The sequence below is a fragment of the Paraburkholderia sp. BL27I4N3 genome (genome assembly GCF_003386115.1).
Classification (GTDB): Bacteria; Pseudomonadota; Gammaproteobacteria; order Burkholderiales; family Burkholderiaceae; genus Paraburkholderia.
The window spans coordinates 115,830-136,942 of sequence record NZ_QREJ01000003.1 but is presented as its reverse complement, the minus strand read 5'-3'; the positions used below and the strand labels follow the sequence as shown (position 1 = coordinate 136,942).

General features: G+C 63.1%; 20 protein-coding genes and 2 pseudogenes. 12 read left to right on the top strand and 10 right to left on the bottom strand.

All coding sequences use genetic code 11. From position 1 onward, the window contains the following. Positions 1–59: 59 nt before the first annotated feature. The 4 genes from B0G71_RS40720 to B0G71_RS42855 all read left to right on the top strand — a co-directional run bounded on the left by B0G71_RS40720 (position 60) and on the right by B0G71_RS42855 (position 2,443). Complete coding sequence (locus B0G71_RS40720; RefSeq protein ID WP_116150196.1) at positions 60–887, top strand: DUF932 domain-containing protein; 828 nt, start codon at positions 60–62, stop codon at positions 885–887. 53 nt (positions 888–940) lie between these two features. Next, a complete protein-coding gene (locus B0G71_RS40715) occupies positions 941–1,249 on the top strand; it encodes a hypothetical protein (RefSeq protein ID WP_116150195.1) in 309 nt (102 codons plus the stop codon). A gap of 54 nt (positions 1,250–1,303) precedes the next feature. Then, on the top strand, positions 1,304–1,534 hold the full coding sequence (locus B0G71_RS40710; RefSeq protein WP_116150193.1) for a DUF3717 domain-containing protein: 231 nt from the start codon (positions 1,304–1,306) through the stop codon (positions 1,532–1,534). Between the two features lie 306 nt (positions 1,535–1,840). Continuing rightward, positions 1,841–2,443, top strand: coding sequence for a hypothetical protein (locus B0G71_RS42855; RefSeq protein ID WP_404935509.1), 603 nt, complete (start codon positions 1,841–1,843; stop codon positions 2,441–2,443). A gap of 129 nt (positions 2,444–2,572) precedes the next feature. On the opposite strand, the pseudogene B0G71_RS42850 reads toward B0G71_RS42855, so the two are convergent. The 4 genes and pseudogenes from B0G71_RS42850 to B0G71_RS40685 all read right to left on the bottom strand — a co-directional run. After that, a pseudogene (locus tag B0G71_RS42850) lies at positions 2,573–2,650 on the bottom strand (hypothetical protein); the annotation flags it as partial. A gap of 326 nt (positions 2,651–2,976) precedes the next feature. Next, entirely contained in the window at positions 2,977–3,330 is a 354-nt protein-coding gene (locus B0G71_RS40695) for a hypothetical protein (RefSeq protein ID WP_116150191.1), read from the bottom strand. An 8-nt stretch (positions 3,331–3,338) separates the two neighbouring features. Continuing rightward, the gene (locus tag B0G71_RS40690) at positions 3,339–3,611 is read right to left on the bottom strand and encodes a type II toxin-antitoxin system YafQ family toxin (RefSeq protein ID WP_116150189.1); all 273 of its coding nucleotides are present in this window, start codon (positions 3,609–3,611) and stop codon (positions 3,339–3,341) included. After that, the gene (locus B0G71_RS40685) at positions 3,611–3,892 is read right to left on the bottom strand and encodes a type II toxin-antitoxin system RelB/DinJ family antitoxin (RefSeq protein ID WP_116150187.1); all 282 of its coding nucleotides are present in this window, start codon (positions 3,890–3,892) and stop codon (positions 3,611–3,613) included. Before B0G71_RS40685 ends, B0G71_RS40690 begins: the two co-directional genes overlap by 1 nt. A gap of 77 nt (positions 3,893–3,969) precedes the next feature. Between B0G71_RS40685 and B0G71_RS42490 the strand changes: the two are divergent. Together B0G71_RS42490 and B0G71_RS40675 are read left to right on the top strand one after the other, a co-directional pair. Beyond that, positions 3,970–4,265, top strand: a pseudogene (locus tag B0G71_RS42490) (integrase); the annotation flags it as partial. A gap of 128 nt (positions 4,266–4,393) precedes the next feature. After that, positions 4,394–5,227, top strand: coding sequence for a DNA-binding protein (locus B0G71_RS40675; protein WP_116150185.1), 834 nt, complete (start codon positions 4,394–4,396; stop codon positions 5,225–5,227). Between the two features lie 481 nt (positions 5,228–5,708). Here the strand turns inward: B0G71_RS40675 and B0G71_RS40670 are convergent, their stop codons facing one another. From B0G71_RS40670 to B0G71_RS40645, 6 genes are all read right to left on the bottom strand, one after another. After that, a complete protein-coding gene (locus tag B0G71_RS40670) occupies positions 5,709–6,197 on the bottom strand; it encodes a GNAT family N-acetyltransferase (protein WP_116150184.1) in 489 nt (162 codons plus the stop codon). Further along, positions 6,194–6,463: a DUF1778 domain-containing protein gene (locus B0G71_RS40665; RefSeq protein ID WP_116150182.1), complete on the bottom strand. Its 270-nt coding sequence runs from the start codon at positions 6,461–6,463 to the stop codon at positions 6,194–6,196. Before B0G71_RS40665 ends, B0G71_RS40670 begins: the two co-directional genes overlap by 4 nt. A 501-nt stretch (positions 6,464–6,964) precedes the next feature. Next, positions 6,965–8,188, bottom strand: a complete 1,224-nt coding sequence (locus B0G71_RS40660; RefSeq protein ID WP_116150181.1) for a Replication protein O — start codon at positions 8,186–8,188, stop codon at positions 6,965–6,967. A gap of 270 nt (positions 8,189–8,458) precedes the next feature. Next, positions 8,459–9,469, bottom strand: coding sequence for a ParB/RepB/Spo0J family partition protein (locus B0G71_RS40655; RefSeq protein ID WP_116150179.1), 1,011 nt, complete (start codon positions 9,467–9,469; stop codon positions 8,459–8,461). Continuing rightward, the gene (locus B0G71_RS40650; protein WP_116150177.1) at positions 9,466–10,683 is read right to left on the bottom strand and encodes a ParA family protein; all 1,218 of its coding nucleotides are present in this window, start codon (positions 10,681–10,683) and stop codon (positions 9,466–9,468) included. Before B0G71_RS40650 ends, B0G71_RS40655 begins: the two co-directional genes overlap by 4 nt. Positions 10,684–11,043: 360 nt before the next feature. Further along, positions 11,044–12,978, bottom strand: coding sequence for a phage integrase family protein (locus B0G71_RS40645; protein WP_116150253.1), 1,935 nt, complete (start codon positions 12,976–12,978; stop codon positions 11,044–11,046). 342 nt (positions 12,979–13,320) lie between these two features. Here B0G71_RS40645 and B0G71_RS40640 point away from each other — a divergent pair, with 342 nt between their 5' ends. The 6 genes from B0G71_RS40640 (at position 13,321) to B0G71_RS40610 (ending at position 21,026) form a co-directional block, all read left to right on the top strand. After that, complete coding sequence (locus B0G71_RS40640; RefSeq protein WP_116150175.1) at positions 13,321–13,599, top strand: HU family DNA-binding protein; 279 nt, start codon at positions 13,321–13,323, stop codon at positions 13,597–13,599. A gap of 219 nt (positions 13,600–13,818) precedes the next feature. Then, a complete protein-coding gene (locus tag B0G71_RS40635; protein ID WP_116150174.1) occupies positions 13,819–14,469 on the top strand; it encodes a DUF3800 domain-containing protein in 651 nt (216 codons plus the stop codon). A gap of 941 nt (positions 14,470–15,410) precedes the next feature. Continuing rightward, positions 15,411–16,637, top strand: coding sequence for a hypothetical protein (locus B0G71_RS41680; protein ID WP_181917006.1), 1,227 nt, complete (start codon positions 15,411–15,413; stop codon positions 16,635–16,637). Then, a complete protein-coding gene (locus B0G71_RS40620) occupies positions 16,624–17,148 on the top strand; it encodes a hypothetical protein (RefSeq protein WP_147308772.1) in 525 nt (174 codons plus the stop codon). The genes B0G71_RS41680 and B0G71_RS40620 overlap by 14 nt, the downstream gene beginning before the upstream one ends. 26 nt (positions 17,149–17,174) lie before the next feature. Next, positions 17,175–17,639, top strand: coding sequence for a hypothetical protein (locus tag B0G71_RS40615; RefSeq protein ID WP_116150167.1), 465 nt, complete (start codon positions 17,175–17,177; stop codon positions 17,637–17,639). A gap of 6 nt (positions 17,640–17,645) precedes the next feature. Continuing rightward, positions 17,646–21,026 carry a DEAD/DEAH box helicase gene (locus B0G71_RS40610; protein ID WP_116150165.1) on the top strand — a complete coding sequence of 1,127 codons (3,381 nt, stop codon included), beginning with the start codon at positions 17,646–17,648 and terminating at the stop codon, positions 21,024–21,026. Positions 21,027–21,113 lie beyond the last annotated feature (87 nt).

The following is a 21,113-nucleotide window of genomic DNA, read 5'->3' as shown; positions in this document are numbered from 1 at the left end:
CGACCACTCACGGCCCCGGCCTGCGGGTCGGGGTTGCTCCCCTGATTGAGGAACAGCAAATGAACATGCTTGCCAGCCGTTTCAGCCGCAACGCCGTTGCCCTGCGCTCCGATCATCCGCTGTCAAATGATGAAATCGCGAGGGTTGCCCCTTCCATCCTGGCCAACGCTCCGCATGAAAGCCGCTCGGCGCGCTACAGCTACATTCCGACCGTCGATGTACTCGACGCGTTGCGCAAGGAAGGGTTTCAACCCTTCATGGTCTGCCAGACGCGCGTGCGCGATGATGGGATGCGGGACTACACGAAACATCTGCTGCGCCTGCGCCACGCTGACCAGATCCAGGGTCGCGAGGCGAACGAAGTCATTCTTTGTAATTCACACAACGGCCAGTCGAGCTACCAGATGATCTCCGGCATGATCCGCTTCGCCTGCCAGAACGGGATCGTATGCGGCAATGCATTGAACGATATCCGCGTGCCGCACAAGGGGGACGTAGTCGGCCAGGTGATTGAAGGCGCATTCAAGGTGCTTGACGGCTTCGAGGAACAGACAGAGCAGCGCGAACGCATGGCTGGGGCGGTCCTTGATGAGGGCGAACAGCACGCCTTTGCACGCGCGGCGCTTGCCTTGCGCTATGACGATGACAAGCCCGCGCCGGTCACCGAAGCGCAGCTTCTCGCGCCGCGTCGAATCGAGGACCGTGGGTCCGATCTCTGGAAAACCTTCAACCGCGTGCAGGAGCACATGACGCGTGGCGGGTTGCAGGGTCGCAATGCGGCTGGCCGCGCGACCACTACGCGCCCCGTGACGGGCATTGACCAGAATATCCGCCTGAACCGTGCCCTGTGGGTCCTTGCTGACGAACTGCGCCGCCTGCGCGGCTAACCGGCTCGCCCTGGCCTGCGGGTCAGGGCGTCTTCTGATATTGAGGATACCATATGGACACGCTCAACACCCGCCCGACATGGCTGGCCACGTTGCTGCCGCTGCTGGCCATCTGGCAGTACGGCGACAGAAGCCAGGTTCGCGGCGAACTGTACCGCATGGCCCTGTCGGCTGACGCAGCGGCACACTCCGCTGATGCGCTCAGGCGCATCGCCGACATGCTGGACCGTGACGGCCACGCAATCGACATGCATCGCGAGGAGTTGCGCGCGATCGCCCGCTCTGCCCTGGCGGACTTCGATCGCGTGCCGCCTTCCGCGCCGGTCGCGATGGCCATCGAACACCGGGGCCATCTGCAATAGCGCCGACTGACAATCAACGCCCGCGCGAGGGTTGCGCGGGCCTGCGAGAATTACATGAACAAATCCGAATTTTCAATCGCCGAGATCGAGCAGGCAATCAACTACTGGTGCGCCCGGCAGGTTCCCGGCGAGGATGGCGCACTCTGCGCGAAGGCCCGTCCGCTGGCTGACCTGTACGGCCTGATGATCTTCGAGCATCGCGACACCGTCGAAGCGGCGAAGCTCAACGATGATCAGTGGGACGCGCTCCGGGTGGCGTTGTATCAACAGGAGTTACCGCTATGACGTCGGGCGGCGTTCGGCGGCCGCCGTCGGCATCTCCGGGTGCTGGCCAATGCGCCGCGCTCCGGCCGACCCTCCCTCCTGCAAGCCAGACATTGGATAATCACGGGTGCATCGCGCGCACCGGGCGCCCGGATCGAGGCGCCCGGGGACCCGCGCGGAACGCGTGGGGAGCGCGCCGGCGCGCCGCGGATCGCGGTGTGACGATCCGGCTCGGGCGCGGGCAGACCACCGGCTCGGGGTCGTCAAGCGCCCGGGGGCGCGTGTATCCCCCGCGGCGAAGCCGTGGGGGCTCGATATAACGGCGTCATGCGCTTTACGCGCATCTGCAGCAAGAGAGAACTTAATGTGACCGACAAAACACAGATACCTATTCGGCCCGAGTGCCTGCGCCCCGCTGATGACCTGTGGGCTCAACCGACGGGTGAGGAAGTGCGTGAAGTGCTCAGACGCGCAGGACTGACGGGCACCGCTGCCGCGCGGCTCCTCGGCATGAAAGGGGCCACGGGTCGCGGCATCCGACGTTACACGGGTGGCGAAGCACCAATTCCGTACCCCAGCTGGGCATTACTTTGCGATGTGGCAGGCCTTGAGCGGATCTGGCGAGGGGAAAACGCGGCCGTCGATCAGAAGGCGGTCGATGCTGACCGGGCAGCGCCGGGACAGAACGGGCTACTTCTGGAAAGTATCGAGCTGGCCGAACGACAGATCGACAGCGTCTGGAGCGGGAAAGTCCCGGCTTCGGTTGCCAGTATCGGCGAATGCCGCGATGCCCTGATTCGCATCCGGCAGGCCGAGCATGCCGTAACCATGCTGGGCAAGACCCACAACATTCCGGCGCAATTGAAGCAGCGGATTGCTGAGGCTCAGGAAAAGCTCAAGGTGATAACCAGCTGGACGGACCTGGCATGAGATCCAGCTGCGCTCGCCCGGCCAGTCAGCGTCGCCCACGGCAGCCATGCGACGATCGGGCGCGCACGCAGCCACACCGATGCGTGGCACCGATCGCCACCAGTTGCCGCCGCGGTGGTTGCAGGTCGCGACGAGCTCGCCAGGCGAGGCGATGCCCTCGCCTGTGAGGCGCTGCGCAATGAGCGGCCTGAACCACAGGCTCGGCATGTGCCGCTGCCGGAGTTGCCGCAGCGGGTTTCGACGCCAGTTCGACCATGCGCAGTCTGACCGCGGTGAGCTTCGCGCTGCCGTGCCGACGGATCGACTGCTCGAGGTGGTCGGCGAGCACGGATGAGCCGTGCAGCAGCGCGAGCTGCACCAGGTCGTCGCGCATCTGCTTCAGGTAGCCCACGCTCGATCGCCTCGGATGACGCCGCGGGCGGCGCCTCCGGTTCGAGCTACAGCCGCGGGATCGTGAGGGGCGGCACGCGCTGGGCGCAGCGCGGCGAAGTCGGTCCGCGTGTCGCTGCGCGGCGGCGGGCGGGACCAGCTGTTCAGTTGGTCGGCGCATCGCGATACCGGCCCTGCCGGCCCTGGTCGTAGGGCTGTCTGGCGAGACCGGGCCAGTCCACCGTTTCTGCGAGCGCTGTCAGCCGTTCGAGCGCCGCACGGCCGGCGTCGCTCAGTTGTGCAATTTCATCCGGCACGAGGTGGGCTTTTGCGCGCGCGGACAGCAGATGGTGCGAAGGCCGCAACGGCTGCCGGATCCAGTCAATCAGCCCGAGCCCGTGCAGCGCGTCGAGCAGTGGCGTACGCCTCGCACGGGTCACCTGCCGCAGCCGGACCTGCCGTAGCGCGGACAGCACGACAGCGTGGGTGGTGACAGCGGGCTCCGGTCCGTGGTCCACATCATCTCCTACTCGTCGAACAGATCGGCGTGCGTGCCCGTTCGCTCGAGGCGAAGCGTCGTGCCATCAGTCTTGTAGATCAGCAGCCAGTCCGGTTCGATATGGGCGTCGCGGAAACTGCCCCACTCGCCCCTGAGCGGATGATCGCGATACGCAGCGGGCAGCGGTGAGCCATCGAGCAGCAGGGCGATCAGCGTCTTGAGCTTCTCCATGTCCTTGCGACGTTTCTGGGCCAGCTTCACGTCACGACGAAACTGGTTTGAATAAACCGGTGTGCGCATCAGATGCCCAGTTGCCGGAACAGGTCATCCGCATCGCCGGCTTCGTTCAGTTCCTCGCCCCGCTCGCTCGCGCGCAGCGTCTGGGTGGTCAGCGCATTGGGCACCTCGACGGCGAACGGCACCGCCTTGTCGCGCGCGACGCGCACGAGCGCCATACGGATGTAATCGGACACGGACAGCCCCATGGCCTCGAGCGCATCGGTGGCCTCGCGCTTCAGTTCGGGCGAGACGCGCGCACGCACGACGGTATCGGTCTGGATGGTCGGATGCCGGATAGCCATGACGGACTCCTGGAAGGTTCAGTTGTAGTGTAGCTACAAACGGCTACAAAATCAAACTGAAACCGCAGCGTGACAGGCGCCCCTTCCCGGGCGGCCTCTTGGCGCGGCCCGACCGCTTACGCACTGACGGTCCTCCCGGCGCTATTTCGCTGGGCTCAACGAGCAGCGCTACGTGCTGGCCACCCCGTTTGCGGGCGTCAAGGTACGCGGTGGCGGCGCAGCGCCCGAACTCGACACGACACGCGGGGCTTCACAGAAGACGGAGTGGCTCTGCTGCGGACCATCGCGGACGGTCTCGGGTTGGCCGTACGGCTGGTCGGCGCCGGCCGCACAGCGATTGGGCTTCCTGCTCGACTTTGGCTACGCTGCGGGGCCCGCGCGCCACGCGAACCCGTCGGCGCCAGCCACCCTGCAGCTTTTTGCGAAACCCGCGCGACCTAGGTTTGTGTTTTTCCGGAAAATAACATATCATAACATAACGTTACACTAAATTGATATGTTATGGCTCGCGAACCCAACATCACCCAGGAACAGGTCAGCAAGGCCGCCGAGAGCATCCGTGGAGCCGGCGGTCGGCCCACGGCACGCGCCATACGCGAACGCCTCGGCACCGGATCAATGGCGACGGTGCTCAGGTTTTTTCAGGCCTGGCAGGACGCGCAGGTCAAGCCTGCCGAGCCGCCCGCCGCCCTGCCGCAGGCGCTGCAGCGGGGCCTGCTTGATTTCGTCGCTGCCGAGGTCGACCGGAGCAGGATCGAGTTGCGCACGGAACTGGACATCGCGAACCAGGCCAACGCTGACCTCATTATCGAATCCGAGCGACAAGGTCTGATGGTCGAGAACCTGACTGCGTCACTTGAGAAGGTGCACGCGGAAAGGGCCGAGCTGTCGGGGCGTCTCGGCCAGGTGGAGGCAGAACGTGACGCTTCGCGCCAGGAGGCGGCTGCCGAGCGCAGGGCCGCGGAATCGGCGCGCACCGACCTGGCGAAAGCGTTGCTTCGGCTGGAGGCAATGCCACGACTTGAAAAGGATCTCCATGACGCACGACGTGAGCTCGACAGCGAGCGCGTGGCTCGGGTGAACGCAGAACAGTCCGCCGCCGTAGCCGTCGCAAAGCTCGAAGCGTCGCTTGAGGCGCGGCAGTCGATCGAGCGCACGCTCGGCGAAGCGAGGCGTCATGAACAGGAGAAGGATGCCGAACTGGCGAGCGTGCGGGCCGATCTGAAGGATGCGCGCTCTGCGGCCGATGCCTTGCGCGCAGAGTTGCTGGGGACCGTCAAGCCGCGATCCGCCGGGCCACCGACTGCGACGCGAACCCGCAAGAAGCCTGAGTGAGGGTGCATCCCCGCGCCCGTTAGAGAATGCTACGCGTTGTTGACCGGGCGCCGCCATCGCCCCGGTGGGTGCCCGGCGGTGCACCAGTTGACCTCCGATGCGTTTCCCGCTGCCGTTCAGGCCCGGCTGGCAGCGGCTCGTGCGGTCGACACCCTGTGGAACAGCATCGGCGGCGCATCAGCGAAGATAATGAAGTCCGTGATGCGGGTAAAAACCCTGCCCGTCCCGTCCTTTGTGTCGACGGGCAGCGCGCGACCATCCCGGCACGCAGGACGCGCTGGAGCGCATCAGCGGGGCGGGTCCCGCCTGGGCCACGGCATCAGATAGCGCACGCCACGAAACGTGGTGCGGAGTCGCAAATGCCGTCAGCAGGGGCCCCCGGGCCTCTCGTCGACGCTACGATCCTCCCCGAACACGTCGGTCTGCCATGTCGATGGATCCCCCGGGTTGCCCCCGAAGTGCCGTCCCCACCTGTTCGCACCTACTTGACGGCAGCTAACGGCAAAAACAACGCCAGCGGATCGTTCGCCAGCTGAACGAATCCGAAATGCCGGTAGAATTCAGCAGCCGTTTCGTCCTTCGCGTCAACCGTCAAGGCAACCGCTGGAATCTCCGATCTCGCCGCTCGCTGCAACGCATTGACGAGTAGCGCCGCACCCAACCCCCTGCCCCGATATTTTAGATCGACCGCCAATCGACCCATGCGAACCGCGGGGATCGACGGATACCGCGGCAGCTTGCGAGCCACATCGTGTGGCAGTTCCGCGAGCGCCACACTGGCCGCGGAAAGCGTGTAGTAGCCGGCGACAACGTCACCGTCGAGCATGACGAAGCATGCCGCGACCCGTCGCCGGACATCCTGCGTGACCAGTTCGCGGACATAGCGGTCAAGCGCGGTGAACCCACACTCGAACCGGGACCGATCGTGAGTGGAATCAAGCGCGGCGACAACCAGCTGCCCAGCGCTCACTTGTTACGCAGCAACTGGTCGTGGCTGGCGATCGCACGTTGGAGCGCGTTGACCGGCTGAGGCGGCGACAGAATCGCGTCGGCAAAGCGCTGCGAATCCGCGAGCGACAAGCGAATCACCTCGGCGTCCGCGATCGCCCGTTGCGCGGCTTCGCGGGCGGCCGAAACAACGAAATCGGTCATCGTGCGTCCCTGGATCTCCGCGGCTCGTCTGATCGCCGCATGCAGGTCCGACTCAATCCGGGCTTCAAATCTGGTGGTTGTCATAGCCATTTACCTCCGAGTCGCCAGTGTACGGAAAATTGCCGGGTCTGTAAAGGTGTACGGAAAATTGCCGGGCAGCGTCGCTGCCGCTGACGCGTACTCGCACCCTCCACCCCGACGACCGGTGGACGGCCGCCGGCGGCCACCCGTACGAGACCGCAACCCCGCGCACGATCACGGCCTGCAGGACGAAGCGCTCAACCTCGCGCGCGTACGCCCGGAGTGTCGCCGCCCGGTCGCGGTGCAGCCACGCGTGCCCGATGCAGCGGGAAAACGTGCCGTACGGGACTCAACCGGTCCGGAAGGACCGGACACGGGCGTGTCCCCTGCCCCGTCATGACCGCTGGTCCGACGCCGCGATACCCCGACAGTCGGACGGTGCCGCTATGCCGGATGGGATGTCGCGGCCTTTTCGCCGCGCCGCTCGGTGACGCCGTGAACGCGGCGGTTCAGGTGCCTCGTGCCCCCTCTGCCCGCGCGCCGACCCGGATCGACGGCGGCCCGTCACGCGAACGCCGCCCCACCGGTTCGGGCTACCGCGCGCGTTAGCCGCCTGAGTTCCTGCAGCCGTTCGCCGATCGCTGCGGTCAGGACTCGCGGCTGCGACGCCGTGGGCGCCGGCGTGCGTGGTGGCTGCTGCATACGACGTCGGGCGGCGAACCGCTCGTCGAGCCCGGCTGTCGCCGGCACGATTCGCCCGCGACGAAGCGCATCGATGAATCCGCCTGCCCATGCCCCGGCGGCGACCCGCGGCTGCGCCTCATGGGCCTCGTGCAGCGTCATCATCGACGCGTCGGTCGAGAGGACGATCTTGCGGGTGCCGGCAGGGTCGAAGAACGTGCGGCCGGCGCAACGCGCAAGCTCCTCCTGGACCTGCTGGGCGAGACGCTGCGCGTCGCGGCTCGCAGCCACCGCGGTCTGGCGGGCCAGCCGCTGGTGACGGAAGTCAGTGGGCGTCTGCAGCAGCTTGCGGAGGTAGTTGATCGGGGCATGGGCGAGCTTCAGGTGGTCCCAGACAACCTCGACGACGTCGGAGAGCCGCTTGCCGTGCTGCCGTGCTTCGGTCATCAGCCTGAACACCAGAAATTCATGAAAACCCAGCGAAGTGAGGCGTTGGAGGTCCGCGGGGAGAGTGCCTGGTTGTCTCTTTTGAGAAGCAGGGTAAAGATCTTTATATATAGCTCCGTCTGCCACACTGGCAGACGGCTGGGCCAACGAGTCGCCCCGGGCTTCCGGACCGGTTCCTTCATGGACTTCCGCGGGCGCGGCTTGACTCGCGGGATGCGTCTCAGCCACCAGACCGAGCACCACAGCGGCGCTCTCGGTGAGATGCAGGTACGCGCGTCCAAAGAGGCCGGCTTGCCCGTAGCGGTTCTGCGGGGGACGCGTGATAAGGCCGGCGGATTCGAGATCGTCGAGGCTGCGATAGAAGGTTCGCATGGACTGCATCGCGCGCCCGGTCAGCAACTCCCGGCGGGCGAAGATAGCCGCGTACGGGCGTTTGGCGTCGACGGTGCGGGCGAGGGCGGCGAGGAGAGCGCGTGAGCGGGTAGGGAGCCCATGCAGATGAGTAGCCCGGTGGACGGCACGAAAGATCACCCATGGAAGGTTCGTGGTGTCGCAGGTGAACTCGATGCGTGCCTGTGCGTCGAGTTCTGGGGACTGGTTTTCAGCTACGCGAGGATGAACGTCACCCTCGCCAGCAACGGAGCGTTGCGCGATAGACATGTCCAGCGTCCATTTCTAAAAAATGGATGGAAGATGCTTGACTGCCGATCGCATTCCGCTACACTCCGACTTGTAGGTGCTTCGCCCGATTAGCCGTCGGGGGAGTGCAGCAAGAGGGCAGGCGGCAGCAAGCCCATTTACTCAAAAGCCTTCGGAATTAGCCGTTCCGAAGGCTTTTGTTTTTCATGTTTCGTTAGTCAGGCATCACGCTTCGCCCTCGTAGTTGGTATTGAAAATTTCAAGTTCAATAAAATCAATGACTTACGATTTTCAATCATCCTGCTGCGGTTTCGCCCGTCCAGCCGCTCGGCTCTCAAGCACCGCTTTGATCGCGGCAGACACCTCGATCGCTTCCTCATCCGATTGGAACTGCAGACGCACAACGTTCTTTGCTGTCCGCATCTCGCAATAGACCGACCGGCCAACCTTAATCTTGTTGATTGCCGGCGTTGCAGTCGATGCGGGCGCGGACTTCGCAGCAGCCACCTTTACTGCCTGCCTCTCATCGATTTCCTTTAGTGCCAGCTTCCTGACGGCTTCCACAACTTGTGGGCCGCGACCGTCACGGGTGATCGTGGCCAGTGCGGCACCGGCAGTGGCGCCCAGCAGGTCCGGTTGCGAGGAAAGCAGATCGATAACCTCGGAAGGCAACTCGTTGAATGCCATAAAACGAGAGACCAAGCTCGGGTCAACGCCGGCATGCTCGGCCATCTCGGCTTGCGTAATATCCGGGTGACGCTCCTGCATGCGTTTGAAGCCAAGGTGCTTTTCGTAGTCTGTCAAGTCTGACTGCAAGAGGTTGGCGTAGAACGCGCCGGACGTCGCTTCTTCCTCGGTAACCTCCTCCAGAACGCAGCGGATATGCTCTCTGCCAATCTCGCGATAGGCGTCGGTACGGTGATGGCCCGAAACAATCTCAAACCCACCCTCGGCGCGTGGGCGTACGACGACCGGATGAATCAGCTTGTTTTTCCGTAGATTCTCGCGCAACTCGAAGTACTTGGCCTTCGGCATATACCGTCGGCGTCCCGGGACTTCGAAGAGTTGATCAAGCGGAATGTCGACGCCGCCACGGGCTCCCGTTGCCAGTTTCTCGCGCAGCTCGGCGTTCTCTGCCGACATTGCTTCAAGCTCCCTGTCCTTCTCCGCGAGAATGGGCATGGCGGCCAGAAACTTTCCAGGGCCGGTCTTTGGCTCAGCGTTTGCGTCCGCTGGTCGAGGTACTCGACTCAGGGGTGCGATCGCAGCCGTCTTGGCCGCCATCTTTTCCTTGATGCTCATTTACCCTCCTGCTCGGCGCCCCACAGCGCAAAAATTTCTTGGTCGATCATTTCCGCAAGTCGGTCATAGGCTTCCCTTGCGCGCTGGTAAGTCTTCGTACTCCCGTCATACTTGGAAATGTCATAGACGGTGCCGAACTCCGTCGACGCGCTGGATGTGACGGTCGTCGTGGGGATCTCGATGGGCAATACAAGCCGCTCGTAGGTTCGGTTGATCCACTCGCGGACGGCATAGGTCGCGGCCTGGCTAGAATCGACCTTTGCGAGCAGCACGTGGATGAAGTCAAAGTGCTTATTTAGATCGGGGACAATCGCTTTCATGCTTCGCGCGAGGTCAGTAAAAAGCGACCAGAACTGGGTAGACGACGCGTAATCAAGCGCACTTGGTGGCGTAGGCACGATAAGCCCATCGGCGGCCATAAAGGCGTTGATCGTGACGTATGAAAGGGCGGGGGGCGTGTCTATGATCACCGCATCGTAAGTATCGAGAAGCGGCTCGAGCCCCCGATTCAGTACGTCCCAAAATTTGAAAGTCCTGTCCTTGGACTGCTTGAATGGCAGGTAGAACTCTGCGCCAAACAGTGCCGCGCTCGCGGGGATGAGATCAATTCCGTCCCAATAACTTGGCTGCACGGCATACTCCAAGCTGGACTGCTCGCCGTAAATCAGAGGGAGAATTGTCTGCTCCTCGCCGACCTCGCTGTCAGCAAGTATCCCGTTTAGCGCGCTCAGCGACGCCTGCGGGTCCAGGTCGACTAGGAGGACCCGCCGCCCAAACAGCGACAATCCCTGCGCCAACGTCATCGCAGTCGTCGTCTTGCTGACGCCGCCCTTAAAATTCCCGATTGCGATTTTCTTCCCTTTCACCCCAGTCGGCCGCTTGGGAAAAGGCCCGACTTTCTTGACCCACTCGCGGGCCTCGACTAGCGTGAATTCCCGTGTCCTTGGCAGGACGGTGCCTTGAGGGAGGCCTAGGTCCGTCTTTTCCCAGTAGTAGTTGACCTTCTTGCGATCAATACGGCACAGTGACGCGATCTGCGAAGTGGTGAACACCGGAGCGTGTTTGCGTGGGTGCGGAGCGAGCATGCTGTCCCGGACATTCAGAAGCATTTCGCTGGCGTTTTGCGCGATGCCCCCGATGTCATCAAGCTCGACTCGGAGCGGCACGTGCCTCACCGATTGCGCAATGGTCACGATTGGTTTGGCGACAGCCATAGCAGGAGTTCCTTGCTCTTTGTGCGAGTGTTGGTTGTTTAACGTCGGTGTCGCCATTTTGTGAGTCCAAAGCCATAGAATGGCGAATTGTGTCGAAATGTACTTGGTAAACCTGCTCGGTGCAAGTTAACTTTGCGTGAACGCACCTGCCCGTAAGCCCCGTCCTGCTTGGCTCACACGAAAAAATCTCGAAATTGGGTGCAGTTTTGCAGCCGCTAGCGGGGGCCGATCGGGCTGGAAAACCTTGGCCTAAGCTGTGTCTGTCGATGGATGCGGGGAGCATTCTTGGATTTGATGTGTCTTTCCGCATCCGAAAAAGCCGCCCATCGGGCGGCCTGAACCTTCGCAAGCGCGTCGGCGTCAATCCGTCGCTGCAGCGGCGGACTCATCCAGGGCCCTGTCGAAAAACACCTCCATTGCCCGGTAGCGCCGCGCGCTGTCCATCTTGGTGTAGATCGTGGTGGTGGCCAGGCTGGCGTGACCGAGCGTGACCTGTACGTCGCGTACATCGGCACCGCTGTCGAGCGCGTGATTGGTATGGGTGTGGCGCAGCCAGTGGGTGCTGGCGCGGCGAAGATCCTCCGCGGCGCCGGGATAGACGGCTTCGAGCCGGTCTGCCGCACGACTGAAAATCCGCTTATAGAGCCGCGCGAGCGCGTCCGGCGAGAGCCGCTGCCCGGTCTTCAGGTGGCCGATCAGCGGCGTGTCCTTCGGGCAGCGGCCGACCACGACCGGCGTGCTTCTAGCCGCGAGCGCGCCCTCCAGCTCGTCCATCAGCCTGCGCGGCATCGGCACGTCCCGTTTGCGCCTGCCCTTGCCGTCGACCTTCAGTTCCCACGCGTCCCCGAGCGCGCCGTCCAACCCTTTGCGCGACAGCGCGCCGGTGGTCGCCGCAGCCAGTTCGGCGCGCCGCAGGCCGGTCGCATAGGCAAACAGCAGCGCGAAATGGTCGCGCTGCTGTTCCGGCGTGTAGTTAGCGCGGGTGGTTGTCTGCAGCACGTACTGCCACTGCGCACGGGTGAGGGTGCGCCCGGTGGCGTCGACCTCGTCAAGACCACCGAATCGCGGCAGGCCGTCAAACGGATTGCTGGCCAGATAACGCTGTTTCACCAGCCAGCTGCACATCGCGGCCAGGATCTTGCGGGCGATCTGGCGGCTGCGGTCCGATAACGGTCCTGCGAAGGGCCGCCAGGCCGGATCGAATCGTTCGACCCGACTTTTGCCCACCCAGCGCCCGGCGGGCTGGGGATTGAGCAGGAACCCCTCGATATATTCCGAGCAGTCCAGCGTATTGAGGGACGAAAACGGCTTGCCTCTCGCGACGATGGCCCACAGCAGCAGCCGCTCTGCCTCCCGCCGGTAGGCCCGCGCCGTGTGTTCATTGGTGCCGCGCACGCGGATCCATGCCTGAATCGCCCGCAGGTCGGTGTCCAGCTCGGCCTGGTGCGCCGGCAGCGGTGCGCGGTTCAGCCCTGTCGACCCGTCCAGCCCGGCCGGCACCCGTAGCGCGTCCATCGGCACTACGTCCGGCGCCGCCCCGCCAGTCGCCGGGCGCGCCAGTGCCGGGTGGCCGGGCTGCAACTGGCGTCGCGGCGTGGTGGCGAGGGCCGACAGCACGTGTCCGAGCGAGGCCGCGTGCAGCGACAGCCAGTCAGTGACGCGCTGTGCACCTTTTGGCCCTAATTTTGGTACTCCGGTGTGCCAGCGGTGGCGCCGGCGGTGAATCAGCGCCAGCAGGTCGGCCAGCGTCGTAAGGCCGGCCGCCTGCAGCCGCGCCGCGACCGCCGGCTCAAACCAGCCGTCGAGCGGGTGGTCTGGCGCAGGCTCCTGCACGAGCGCCTGTTCCATGCGCGCGAGCGCGTCGGCCTGTCGGCGGCGCAGCCGGGCGTTCCGGACAATCCGGCGATCGACGCGCGCGGTATGGGGGCCCGCGTCGGGCGGGAAATCGCCTCGGTATAGCTCCAGCAGTTCCGCCTCGCCATAGACGCCGTCCGGGTCCACCTGTTCACGGTACGCCTCGAGCGTGGGCACATCGTCGCGGCCGTGCAGCTCGGCGAGCGACAGCTTGTCATGGAGGCTGCCCGGCTTCAGGCGCAGCAGGTGGGCAGCCTCGCTATCGCGCGCGCGGCGCGCGGCGACCGCCAGCGCATCGCGCAAGGTCGCGATGAGCCGGCGCGTCACGCGCACGTCGGTGCCGGGCTCGCCATAGGCGGCATGCAGGCCGTCGATCGATGCGCCCTCGAGGTAACCGCGGTAGAGCGCGAAATGCTGACGGGTCAGGCGTCGGAGGGACATGGCGGGCGGGCGGGCAATTTCTGGCGAGGGGTCGACCGGGCGGAGCGCCTTGCCGGGCGCGGGTTCCAGCGCAGTGTAGCGGAGCCCGTCAAATCTGCCAACCAAAAACGCCATTCGTGATAACTCCGGTTATCAGATGTGGCGATTTTCCTTCCGCCGGAAAAAGCGGGCTTTTCGATCACACGCTTTGCGCCCGGCAGCGCACCTGTCGTATCGCGGCGTCGACCCGCGCACCGATGACGAACCGTGTCGCGGCCGACCAGACCGGCTGCGGGGGTGATTGCGTAGAGGCCAGTCAATGGGGTAGGGTGGCGCCAACCCAACCACAACGAGGAAAGCATCATGAACAAGCAGGAACTGGTGGACGCCGTCGCCGTAGCAATGGGACAAAGCAAGGCGGTCGCAGCGGAGACGATCGACGCCTTCATCGGGACCGTGACGGCGGCGGTCACGAAGGGCGATGCCGTCCAGTTGATCGGCTTCGGCTCGTTTTCGACCGGTGCCCGCGCGGCGCGCACTGGCCGCAATCCGGCGACCGGTGCGGAAATCCAGATCGCCGCGGCGAAGACCGTCAAGTTCACCGCCGGCAAGGCTTTCAAGGACGCCGTGAACGCGGGCTGATGGCCGACCCGCGGCGCCCGCTTACACAGGTCGGTTGAAAAAACGGATGTCCGCCTTCATAATGGAGACATAGCGGCGCTGCGGTTTAAATATGCCCGGATCACCTGCGACAAATCGGCGTCGGCGATCGTAAGCGTACTTTGAGTACGTCAGGTCCGGGTACCGCACCTTTTCCAGTAGCCTCCTTCGGGAGGCTATTTTCATTATGGGCACAATGATTTGGGCGTAACGATCTATCTCGACGAAAGCGGGTGCCTTGGCTGGAAACTGGACGCGCCTTACCAGCGGGGTGGCTCGAGCCGCTTCTTCACGCTGGCCGCTGCGATTATCCCGGATGGTGCGGAGCCCGTTCTTGAACGCGTCGTGCGCGGGGTTTACAAGCATCGGGGCCGATCGGCGCGCAATGAACTCAAGTCCGTACAGCTCTCATCGGGTGAGCGGATGGCTTTCGCCGGCGAACTCGCGAAGATCCGTGCGAAGCGTCCCGACATCCTTTTCGTCACGATTACTGTTCGCAAGGAAAAGGCGAACAACGCGTTCCGGCGCTCGCCCAATGGCCTCTACAACTTCATGGCAAAGCTCCTGCTGCTTGAGGTCATGAGCAAATACGATTCGGTATGTTTTATTCCGGACGCCCGTTCCCTGAAGATCGAACTCAAGCATTCACTGCACGAGTATCTCTGCACCGAACTCGCGGGCTGCGGCGCCGAGACCATGCTGCAGACCACGCCCTGGGAAAGTAAGGACAGTTTTTCCCTGCAGTTCGTCGACTGGATGGCGGGTATTGTCTGGGCGCATCATGAGCACCGCAACGGCGACGCCTACAAGTCGGCATCGCCGAGTATCGCGCAGCGCTGGCTGTTCTTCTAACCGCCACGCGCGGCTCCCCACGGACCGCTCTGGATGGGCTATCTTCTATGCCAGTTACGATTACGGCTGTTCGGCTGTAGCCACAGTCTGACGTAGCGCAACGCGTTGCTTGACGGCCATCGGCTGGTGGTCGGTCGTGAACTCGCGCTGCACGTCCGTCTACGGCTGTCTCAAGCGAGGGCACGTGTTGTATCACCTGGTGTTTGTGCAGTCCCGTCAGGAAGACCTTTTATCCTGCCTCGAACAGAGCGTGATCGAGGAGTAAGCAATGGCGTACGTCGGGTGCAGGCGCATATCGCTCAGCGCCGAGCGACTCTTCCGGAGGAGGTGGGTTTGAAAGTTTTCCAAACGCTTTCTCACAGTACGAAGCATTGCTTGCACCAAGCGCGTTGGCTAAATTCAAGAGTCGCTGACTATTGCCGATAACTTGTCTACGTGCGGCAAACATGAACGTCCGTAATTGCAGCCCGATCGAAGACACATTGTGCAAATATGCCAATCACGATTGATACACTGAGTGGCCGCACTCCGTTCAAGGGTCAAGTGCTCGCTGGCGACCGGCTTTCACTTGTGGATCGGAGTAAGCGATACGCATGACTTGGTCGGCGGAGAACTGCTTCAGCGCCTGATTGCGCATTTCCATGGTTAGACCGAGCATGTTGTGGACCGCTAGGGCCCGTCATAATCCGTCGGCTGCTTTGATCGGTGCGCGGTGGATAGCAATCGGCGAGGCCGGAGTCGCGTTCTATGTCGCTGCCGTTCTCGTGGAGCACGGCAACGCTGCGATGGCGGGCGACCGGCCGGTCTCCGCTGCGCCTGCTCGAGCGCGAAAGCGAGCGGTTCGGCACGACATGGGGCAACCCCCGGTTCTCCGCACCGCGTTCCGGCCCGCGCCGGCGGACGGTACCGTGCGCCGCACGGCAGGAAAACGATGACGAATCATGGATAGGATCGTAAAAGACTTCGCAGAATCGAAGCACGACAATGCTTCTTCCAACGTACAGTTCGGCGCCTGGTTGCCGCTCAAATGCTATGAGCTGAAAATTCAGCACAAGCTGCTGGCGCAGCTTGGCCGCATTTCCCACTTTGTCGTCTTGTGCCTGAGTCGCGACAACGCGAGCTTGGATGACCTGTCCGCCATCACGTCGCTGGGCCGCGAGCAGATCGATCCCGTGCTCGAACGCCTGCATGGACTGCGATTCTTGCGCAACGGCGAGTTGACCGGGCCCGGTCGCCGCTACGCGCACATGCTCGCCACGCTGCACGAGCAGAAGGCCCGGCTTTGGTTGGACGCGCAGTACGACCAGCCGCCCGCACTGTTGCGGGGCGATCATCCGTCTATCGTGACCATTCCCCCGGGTGAACTCGTCGTCGAGGGGCGAACATCGCGCGATGTTCGCGTTGCCAGGGACCGCCGCTACGACCTGAGCCGCCAACTCGGAAGGATGAGGCACTTCGACTTTCAGTGCGCCTGGTTGCCGTTTCTGTTCCCAGCGTTTCTGGAGCTTGCCGAGCAGTCCGAAGAGGGGTGGTGGCGTGAGTGGGAGATGGAGTTGACGCTTTGCGAAGACGTCCTGCCCGACGATGCCAACGGCAACGGCAACGGCAACGGCAACGGCAACGGCAACGGCAACGGCAACGGCAACGGCAACGGCAACGGCAACGGCAACGGCAACGGCAACGGCTCGCCGGAGTCCGGTGAACGTGCCGCGCAGCGCGGCGTGCAGCTCGCATTGTCCACGGCGGACGAGAGCGCGTGCGCGCAACCCGCATTGGAACTGGACAACGCGCTACTGGAGTTGCGCACCCGTTACGCGCTACCGGCCGGCTTGCCCGCGAGCCTCGCAACCATCCTGCCGGCCGTGCCCGGAGAGACCGCGCTCTACTACGACTTCCTCGACGAGACCGTGCTCGAAACGAAGCCGCCCGCCGGCGACGGCACGGGTTACACCCTGGTCTTCCCGGACGAAACGTGGCACGAGGACCAGGCCGCGCAGGCGCTCTTCGCGGCGCAACAGTTGCCGGCGTCAAAAGAGCGCGACATGCTCGACCGCACGCATGTCTTCATGCCGCATTGGCGCCGGCGCGCGTTTCCGTGGTCGGCCGTGTATTCGGCGCTGGCCGAGATGGGCAACAGCTGGATTGCACAGAACCATGAGAACAGTTGATATCTTCAAGTGGATAAGCGACGAGATGCTCGACGACCCGCGCGTGCTTCGCTACGGCATGGTCCTGGCGAAAGGCGGCATCAAGGGCCTCAAGGGACTCGATCCCGTGTTGGTATGGATCGACGCCGCCGTGGCGGTGTTCGACGCATGCGGCAGCTACACGCGATACCTGACGCAAAAAGAGCTGAACATGCAACTGGAGATCGCCAACCAGGAATTGCGTGAGACCACGAAAGCGTATTTGCGGATGCTCGAACTGGATTACGAAACGATTCGCCAGGAGCAGGAACATCGCGAAGCGGCGCTTGCGAGAAGCATCGAAAGGCATGCGGCGCAGCGCGCGCGGATTCTCGCCGAGATCAAAGGCCAGGGCGATCTCGTGTTCCGCGTGCATCGCCTGGTATGCGAGGCGCGTTTGCACGGCTACACGCAGGATCTGGACGATTTGCAGTCGGCCCTGGATACGCTGGTCGGCGCGAGTCTCGCATGTTTGACTGAAAACATTAACTAACGCACACGTACCTGAGAGAGGATGACATGGTCAAATCCGTCAAGCCGCCGGTCAATGCCCGGCGCGTGCCCGCGCTCAAGAAGTCGGGCAATCTGATGTCCAAGGTGGATCCGACGCATATCGTTCAGGTCGTCGACTCGGCCAGCGGCATGTTCAAAGGCATCGCGGAGTATGGCGCGGAGCGCCAGCGCACCGAGCAGGCCCGAATCGAGGCCGGCACGAGGAGCCTGGAAATCAAGGCCGAGGTGATGAAACACGCGATGGATTTCGAGGTGTCGAGGCTCGAACGGGACAACGAGCGGAGTCGCGACGAGCACGAACATGCCCGCGAACTGTGCAAGATCGACAACAAGCACGATCTCGCCACGAAACAGGACGACATGGATTCGAGACATCTCGATATGTTCGAGCGCGGCGAAATCAGTGCGGAGGTATACCTGGCGCTGGTGCGTTCGCGCAACGCCGCGAGCCAAACCGACACGGACGATTGACGACCCATGTGGCAGATCATCGGACTCGCCGTCTTCGTCGCGGCGAAGGTTGTCAAGTGGATCTTCAACTGCAAGACGGAAGAAGAGATTAAGCGTGGTGAGAGGCTGCGGGAAGAGCACGAAACGATCCGCCAGGAGTTTGAAGATGCCTGCACGAAGCCGCGCGAAGATTTCGTGCGCTGGGCGAAGCCGAAGGCCGATTCCTGGCGCAAGAAACTGCTGGAGGCCCTCAATGTGCACCGTGCCAAGATCGCGCCGATACGAGAGGGCCTCGATCAGCTATACAAGACGGTCAGCACCGAAATCGCCGCGGATACCACGAGCCCGTTCCGCCGGTTGTCGCTACAGTACGCGTTCTGCCGCATCGAAGATGCCACGCTTCGCCTCCACGCCTACGAGGACTACCTCGATCATACGGAAGGCGAAATCCGCCGCGTGACCGACCGGCGCGAGTATGAGGCCATGATCAAGCTCGATCCGACCGAGCCGCTGCTGCCAGACGAATGGCTGTACCGCGGCAAGCTGGTGATCGTGAGCCTCGATGAAATCAAAAAGCCGCTGCCGCGCTTCGGACACAAGCTTTCGTTCGGTCGCGACACGGACCGGCAGCTTGCGCTTGCCATGCCGTTCGCCGACGAAATTCCCGTGATGGTGACGGGCGGTTCCAAACATCGAAACACCAGTTTCTACGGGTGTGTTGCGCGCGGCGCTCTTTACTACGAGCACATCATCCCGACCGAGCCGGTGGAGATGACCGTCACCTACGCGAACCGCACCGAGATTGCCGGTACCGCATTCGACGACTTCGTCAGACTCACGCTGCCGGTCACCAAGCTCACGCACAAGCATATTCTGCCGATCCCCGGGCAGACGCTGCTGGTCTATCCGGACGCATTCAATATCACGCTGGATCGCAACCCCCTGGTGCAGGATCAGAAGGGGCGCGCGATCGGCGTATCGCAATTGCCGCCGCCGCAACTCGGCGCGTCCTATCAGCATCCGCTCTTTGTGCGCGTGCCGGAAAAGCTGCTCGACGACGTGTCGGACAGCGAATTCTTCAACCCGGTCACGCAATGGAATCTGCTGACAAGCGATCCCGAGAAAAACCAGTACCTGCTCGGCAAGTCGCGAGTCCGTCTGGTGGCCACGATCGGGGAGGGCGTCGCGGGATTGTGCGTCGAACAGGTGGTGCAGACCGACCATATTCAGGTTGGACACCAGCTTCCGTTTACGCTCACGCTCGTCACGGATACGATCGATATTCGCACGCTGCACTGGCAGCCGGCCATCGACACGTTCCGTCAATACGCCACGCAGATCGCGCTGAACGACGGGCGTGAAGGTTTGCGCTGCGCGCAGACCACTTTCATGCGGCGCTGGCAGCGGGTGCTGGATTATCAGCGCGACGCCGAGTGCATGCGTGCCGTCACGTTCGACACCATCCCCGCCGCTCTCGACGAACGCCTCTCGACGCTCCATATCAGCGCCGAGCAGATGCGCGAGGAGACGCTCGGCGCTTCGGCGCTCGATTATCTTCGTCAGGTGGATCGCGACACCATGCTTCGCCGCGAGCATTGCCTGCGCATCGAACAGTGGGACAGCGAGCGTTTCGCCTTCATCCCGGCGGTGCCGGACCGGCATCGGGCATCGCTCGACTATGAACCGGCCGACGACGGAGCGCTGGCGATACGCGGCCAGTTTCCGAAATCGTGGCAGGACGCCCAGGGCCGCTACCGGTTCCGCGTGCAGTTGCCGAGCACCGCGCTGAAGCGGCAGCAGCGCGCGCTGGAGGATTTCTTCCACGACCGCATGGTGCAGCCGGCCCTGAAAGATATTCTGCTGTCGCCGCAATCGTACTTGCCCGTGGAGGATCCGTTCTGGGCGGGACGTGAGATCCACTGGCATGGCAAGCTCTCGCCGTCGCAGCGCGAAGCGGTGAGCATGGCGCTGAAGGCGAAACATCTCGCGCTGATTCAGGGGCCGCCGGGAACCGGCAAGACCACGGCCATCGTGGAGCTGTTGTACCAGCTCTTCACGGCTAATTCCAACTGCCGCGTGCTGCTGGTTTCCCAGCAGAACACCGCCGTGGACAACGCGCTCGAGCGCTTCATGCAGCGTTTTCCCCAGCTTGCGCAGACCGCAGTGCAGGTCATTCGCATTGGCAATCGGGAGAAGGTGAGTCCTGCGCTGTCGAATTACCAGTTCGATCAGCGATACGCGCAGTTCTTGAAACGTCTGTCGCAAGACGCGCGCAAACAGGTGCTCGAAGCCGATGAGGAACGGTACGATATTGCGTGCCAATGGTCGACACTGACCGACTACGTATCGACGACTCCAGAGAATCTGCTCGACCGTCCCACGCTCGAAGAGCTCAGCACGGTGCTGCTCGCCGACAAGAACCTGGCGGGCGCGACGTGCGTGGGTCTGTCCACGCCGAAGGGCGGCGTGGATCAGCTCGCATTCGACGTGGCGATCATCGATGAGGCCGGCCGCGCCACCGTGCCCGAACTCCTGATTCCGTTGCTTCGCTGCCGCAAAGCGATCCTGATCGGCGATCACTACCAATTGCCACCGTGTGTTTCACCGCTATTGCGCGAGGAATCGGCGCGCGACGTGATGCCGTTCCTGCGCGAGGCGTTCCTCGAAACGAGCTTTTTCGAATTGTTCTTCGAGCAATTGCCGGACGCCTCGAAAGCGATCCTGAAGGAGCAGTATCGGATGGCGCCGGAAATCGGCGATCTGGTCGGAGAGCTTTTCTACACGCGCCATAGGGTGCGCACTCTGTTCAATGGCACGGCGGCCGGGGAATGGGCGCGCTCGGAACTGATACCGCACAGCCTCAACTGGGTGTCAGTGAAGGGGCGTCAGACAAGGCCCTCGGGTAGCAGGAGCCTGTGCAACCATGCGGAAGCCGAGGCTATCGTGCGCTTTCTGTCGAGCGTTGCCGGGTGCGCGGAAACGCAAACTGACGTTGCGGTCATTACTCCGTACGCGGCGCAGAAGAAGCTTATTTTGGACAAACTGAATACGTATCGCGCTGGTCACGCGGAGCAGGGCGGCACGCTTGACTGTCTCACGATCAAGGTCGATACCGTGGACGGATTCCAAGGAAGCGAAGCCGATCTGGTCTGCTATTCCACGGTCCGCACGCATGGCGGATTGCAGTTTCTACTGGACAAAAAACGCCTGAATGTCGCCTGTTCTCGTGCAAAGCATCATTTGGTCTTTTTTGGGGATGCCGATTTTCTCGAACGCGCCGGGACGGGCGACGCAGAGGAAAACTATTTCGCGGCAATATTGAATCGCGCGCATCGGCTGAGTCTTCAAACATCGGCGCAGCAGAACTTGCGGACGCAGAGACGCGATCGTTATCGTGTTATCGCCTGATATCCGTGAGACTACGGTCTAGGACTCGCCAGCACCTCCGCGCACGTGTTCCCGCACACCTTCGGCACGCGCGCGACTTGCCGGTCG

Coding starts and splice junctions, on each gene's coding strand:
- B0G71_RS40720 (WP_116150196.1), top strand. CDS start 60: ATGAACATGCTTGCCAGCCGTTTCAGCCGCAACGCCGTTGCCCTGCGC.
- B0G71_RS40715 (WP_116150195.1), top strand. CDS start 941: ATGGACACGCTCAACACCCGCCCGACATGGCTGGCCACGTTGCTGCCG.
- B0G71_RS40710 (WP_116150193.1), top strand. CDS start 1,304: ATGAACAAATCCGAATTTTCAATCGCCGAGATCGAGCAGGCAATCAAC.
- B0G71_RS42855 (WP_404935509.1), top strand. CDS start 1,841: ATGCGCTTTACGCGCATCTGCAGCAAGAGAGAACTTAATGTGACCGAC.
- B0G71_RS40690 (WP_116150189.1), bottom strand. CDS start 3,611: ATGCGCACACCGGTTTATTCAAACCAGTTTCGTCGTGACGTGAAGCTG.
- B0G71_RS40685 (WP_116150187.1), bottom strand. CDS start 3,892: ATGGCTATCCGGCATCCGACCATCCAGACCGATACCGTCGTGCGTGCG.
- B0G71_RS40675 (WP_116150185.1), top strand. CDS start 4,394: ATGGCTCGCGAACCCAACATCACCCAGGAACAGGTCAGCAAGGCCGCC.
- B0G71_RS40665 (WP_116150182.1), bottom strand. CDS start 6,463: ATGACAACCACCAGATTTGAAGCCCGGATTGAGTCGGACCTGCATGCG.
- B0G71_RS40660 (WP_116150181.1), bottom strand. CDS start 8,188: ATGTCTATCGCGCAACGCTCCGTTGCTGGCGAGGGTGACGTTCATCCT.
- B0G71_RS40655 (WP_116150179.1), bottom strand. CDS start 9,469: ATGAGCATCAAGGAAAAGATGGCGGCCAAGACGGCTGCGATCGCACCC.
- B0G71_RS40650 (WP_116150177.1), bottom strand. CDS start 10,683: ATGGCTGTCGCCAAACCAATCGTGACCATTGCGCAATCGGTGAGGCAC.
- B0G71_RS40645 (WP_116150253.1), bottom strand. CDS start 12,978: ATGTCCCTCCGACGCCTGACCCGTCAGCATTTCGCGCTCTACCGCGGT.
- B0G71_RS40640 (WP_116150175.1), top strand. CDS start 13,321: ATGAACAAGCAGGAACTGGTGGACGCCGTCGCCGTAGCAATGGGACAA.
- B0G71_RS41680 (WP_181917006.1), top strand. CDS start 15,411: ATGGATAGGATCGTAAAAGACTTCGCAGAATCGAAGCACGACAATGCT.
- B0G71_RS40620 (WP_147308772.1), top strand. CDS start 16,624: ATGAGAACAGTTGATATCTTCAAGTGGATAAGCGACGAGATGCTCGAC.
- B0G71_RS40615 (WP_116150167.1), top strand. CDS start 17,175: ATGGTCAAATCCGTCAAGCCGCCGGTCAATGCCCGGCGCGTGCCCGCG.
- B0G71_RS40610 (WP_116150165.1), top strand. CDS start 17,646: ATGTGGCAGATCATCGGACTCGCCGTCTTCGTCGCGGCGAAGGTTGTC.